This is a genomic window from Serinibacter arcticus (genome assembly GCF_004786095.1).
GTDB lineage: Bacteria > Actinomycetota > Actinomycetes > Actinomycetales > Beutenbergiaceae > Litorihabitans > Litorihabitans arcticus.
In genome coordinates this window covers 1-255 of the sequence record NZ_RHPJ01000015.1, presented here as the reverse complement: position 1 = coordinate 255, position 255 = coordinate 1, and the positions used below count along the sequence as shown (strand labels likewise).

General features: G+C 54.9%; 1 rRNA gene. It reads left to right on the top strand.

The features are described 5' to 3' along the window. Positions 1-255 (top strand): 16S ribosomal RNA (locus SERN_RS15205); the annotation flags it as partial.

The following is a 255-nucleotide window of genomic DNA, read 5'->3' as shown; positions in this document are numbered from 1 at the left end:
CACCAGAGATGGTGGTCTCTTTGGACACTCATGTACAGGTGGTGCATGGTTGTCGTCAGCTCGTGTCGTGAGATGTTGGGTTAAGTCCCGCAACGAGCGCAACCCTCGTCCTATGTTGCCAGCACGTTATGGTGGGGACTCATAGGAGACTGCCGGGGTCAACTCGGAGGAAGGTGGGGATGACGTCAAATCATCATGCCCCTTATGTCTTGGGCTTCACGCATGCTACAATGGCCGGTACAAAGGGCTGCGATA